This is a genomic window from Variovorax sp. MPBD4-3, assembly GCF_058809745.1.
The window spans coordinates 1-2,714 of record NZ_JBXASW010000124.1 but is presented as its reverse complement, the minus strand read 5'-3'; the positions used below and the strand labels follow the sequence as shown (position 1 = coordinate 2,714).

Sequence of the window (2,714 nt, the reverse complement as noted above, 5' to 3'; positions counted from 1 at the left end):
CCGTGTGAAAGTAGGTCATCGTCAGGCTCTTACAGCCCAGAAAACCCCAGTCAGAAATGACTGGGGTTTTTTGCTTTATGCGAGCGGTAGCCGCAAATTGGCCGTCATCCAAAATGGGTTTGCAATGCCCAAAGAACGCCGATAACCACTACGAATAGCACCGCGAACAGAATCCAAGCTTGTGTGAATGCTCGGGTCTCTGTAATTTCAACGGGAGTGACTGCGGCAGGCGGCGCAGGTGTAGCAGGCGTATGTGAAGTCATTACCGACTGTACTCCCTGTGGCCCCAGTACTGTTCAGCTTTGCATTCAGCGATGGTAAACAAGCAAGCTCAGCTCTTCGCCTTCTTCGAAGACTTCGATTTGCCGGCTTTATTGAGTTCGATGGCCTCTCGAACGAGCGACTTGAAGGCGGGCCCGGCAACTTCCTCTCCTTCATGGATGTCAATAGCGCGGCGAGTGTTCCCGTCTAGGCTCGCGTTGAAGAGTCGACCAGGGTCCTTCAGTGACGCACCCTTGGCAAACGTGAGCTTCACCGCGCTCTTGTAAGACTCGCCGGTGCAGATGATGCCGCCGCGCGACCAGACCGGCGTGCCCATCCACTTCCATTCTTCGATGACTTCAGGATCGGCTTCCTTGATGAGCTTGCGTATCCTGGCGAGCGTTTCGCCGCGCCAGTCGCCAAGTTCGGCGATTTTGTTTGAAATGAGTTCCGAGGCTGATGGGCTCGGGTCCGCGTCGTCCGATGACTTTTTCATGTCTTCCTCCTGGAGAGTTGCCTCGACGGTGATGCGAATGGTAGCCGCCGAAGGCGGCGCGGATCCGCGCAGACCTGCCTGGCCCCCAATCAAGATCGCTGCCTCCCCTGCCCATGGCTTCACGCCTGCGCGGCTATCAATGTCAATGCCGAGTCAACAAGGACGCGACGGGAGCGGCAAGTTCATGCGCTGAAGGAATGACATCAGGCGAGAAGATCGTTTGACCCGACTGCCCGCGCTGCCGAAAATTTTGGCTGCGCACTCGGCCGATGCGCTCCGGGAATGCCGGGCGCATCGCGACACTTCAAGATCACTCCCCAATGAACGACACCAGCTTTCTCTCCAGCGACGAGATCCGTTCGCTGTTCTCCCGCCGCATGTCCGAGATGTACCGCGCCGAGGTGCCGCTGTACGGTGATCTGCTCGACGTCGTCGCCGACGTCAACGCGGACAGCATGCGCGAGCCGACGCTCCTGGCACAGCTGCGCAGGAACGGCGAACTGGAGCGCATCGACGTCGAGCGCCACGGCGCCATCCGCTTGGGCAAGCCCGAAGAGCTGGCCAGGATGCGGCGCCTGTTCAAGGTCATGGGCATGGCGCCGGTCGGTTACTACGACCTGTCCGTCGCCGGCGTGCCGGTGCACTCGACCGCCTTCCGCCCGGTGACCGATGCGTCGCTGTCGAACAACCCGTTCCGGGTCTTCACTTCGCTGCTGCGGCTCGAGCTGATCGAAAACCCAGCGCTGCGCGCGGAAGTGCAGGAGATCCTCGCCCGCCGGAACATCTTCACGCCGCGCGTGCTGGCGCTCATCGAACAGGCCGAGACGGCCGGCGGCCTGACGGCGGCGCAGGCTGAAGAGTTCGTGGCGCAGGCCCTGGAGACCTTCCGCTGGCACAGCGAGGCCACGGTGAGCAAGGCCACTTACGACAAGCTGCTGGCGGCGCACCGCCTCATTGCCGACGTCGCCTGCTTCAAGGGCCCGCACATCAATCACCTCACGCCGCGCACCCTGAACATCGACGACGCGCAGATCGAGATGACGCGCCGCGGCATGGCCGCCAAGGACGTCATCGAAGGCCCGCCGCGCCGCAAGGTGCCGATCCTGCTGCGCCAGACCAGTTTTCGCGCGCTGCAGGAACGCGTGGCGTTCGTGGGGGAGAGCGAGGCCGAGGCGGGCACGCACACCGCACGGTTCGGCGAGATCGAGCAGCGCGGCGTGGCCCTGACCCGCAAGGGCCGTGCGCTCTACGACGCGCTGCTCTCCCGCGTGCGTGACGCGAATGGTGCCGGCAACGCGGGCGCCGACTACCAGGCCCGCCTGGATGCCGCGTTCAGCGACTTCCCGGACGACCTGAAGACGATGCGCGAAGCGGGCCTCGGCTTCTTCCGCTACGCGCTGACCGACAAGGGCCGCGCCGCGAACCAGGACGCACTTGCCGCGAAGTCGCTGCAGGCGCTCGTCGACGAAGGCTGGCTGGATGCCGAGCCCATTACGTACGAAGACTTCCTGCCCGTGAGCGCCGCCGGCATCTTCCAGTCCAACCTCGGCTCGGACGAGCAGAAGAGCTACGCGGCCAACAGTGCGCAGGCCGTGTTCGAGGCCGCCTTGGGCGCGAAGGTGCAAGACGAGATCGCGCTGTATGAAGAAGCTCAGGCGCGTTCGTTGAAAGCGGCTGTTCCTTTCCTGTCCGCAGCGTGACCGCACTGATCGACCAATTGCGCGCCATCGTCGGCGCCCAGCACGTGCTCAACGAAGGCGACCTCACCGCCTACGAACAGGACTGGCGCAAGCGCGCGCGAGGCAAGTCGCTGGCCGTGGTGCGCCCAGCCAACACGCAACAGGTGGCCGACGTGGTCAAGGCCTGTTCCGCCGCAGGCGCGGCCATCGTGCCGCAGGGCGGCAACACCGGCCTGGCGGTCGGCTCCATCCCCGACGACAGCGGCACCCAGGTGGTG

The 2,714-nt window shown here is 63.9% G+C and carries 3 protein-coding genes; 2 read left to right on the top strand and 1 reads right to left on the bottom strand.

Features of this window, described 5'->3' with window-relative positions; genetic code table 11:
- Window positions 1-331: 331 nt before the first annotated feature.
- Window positions 332-757 (bottom strand): DUF1801 domain-containing protein, encoded by a 426-nt coding sequence (locus AC1RVW_RS30705; protein ID WP_493204502.1) that lies wholly within the window; start codon window positions 755-757, stop codon window positions 332-334.
- 320 nt (window positions 758-1,077) lie between these two features.
- On the opposite strand from AC1RVW_RS30705, the gene hglS reads away from it, so the two are divergent.
- Both hglS and AC1RVW_RS30695 read left to right on the top strand, forming a co-directional pair.
- Complete coding sequence (gene hglS, locus AC1RVW_RS30700) at window positions 1,078-2,457, top strand: 2-oxoadipate dioxygenase/decarboxylase HglS (RefSeq protein WP_493204500.1); 1,380 nt, start codon at window positions 1,078-1,080, stop codon at window positions 2,455-2,457.
- Window positions 2,454-2,714: FAD-binding oxidoreductase (locus AC1RVW_RS30695; RefSeq protein ID WP_493204498.1), on the top strand; the 261-nt coding region annotated here is incomplete at its 3' end. The genes hglS and AC1RVW_RS30695, both read left to right, overlap by 4 nt.

What these genes read in the sequence shown, in the direction of transcription:
- hglS (WP_493204500.1), top strand. Translation starts at nt 1,078, where the DNA reads ATGAACGACACCAGCTTTCTCTCCAGCGACGAGATCCGTTCGCTGTTC.
- AC1RVW_RS30705 (WP_493204502.1), bottom strand. Translation starts at nt 757, where the DNA reads ATGAAAAAGTCATCGGACGACGCGGACCCGAGCCCATCAGCCTCGGAA.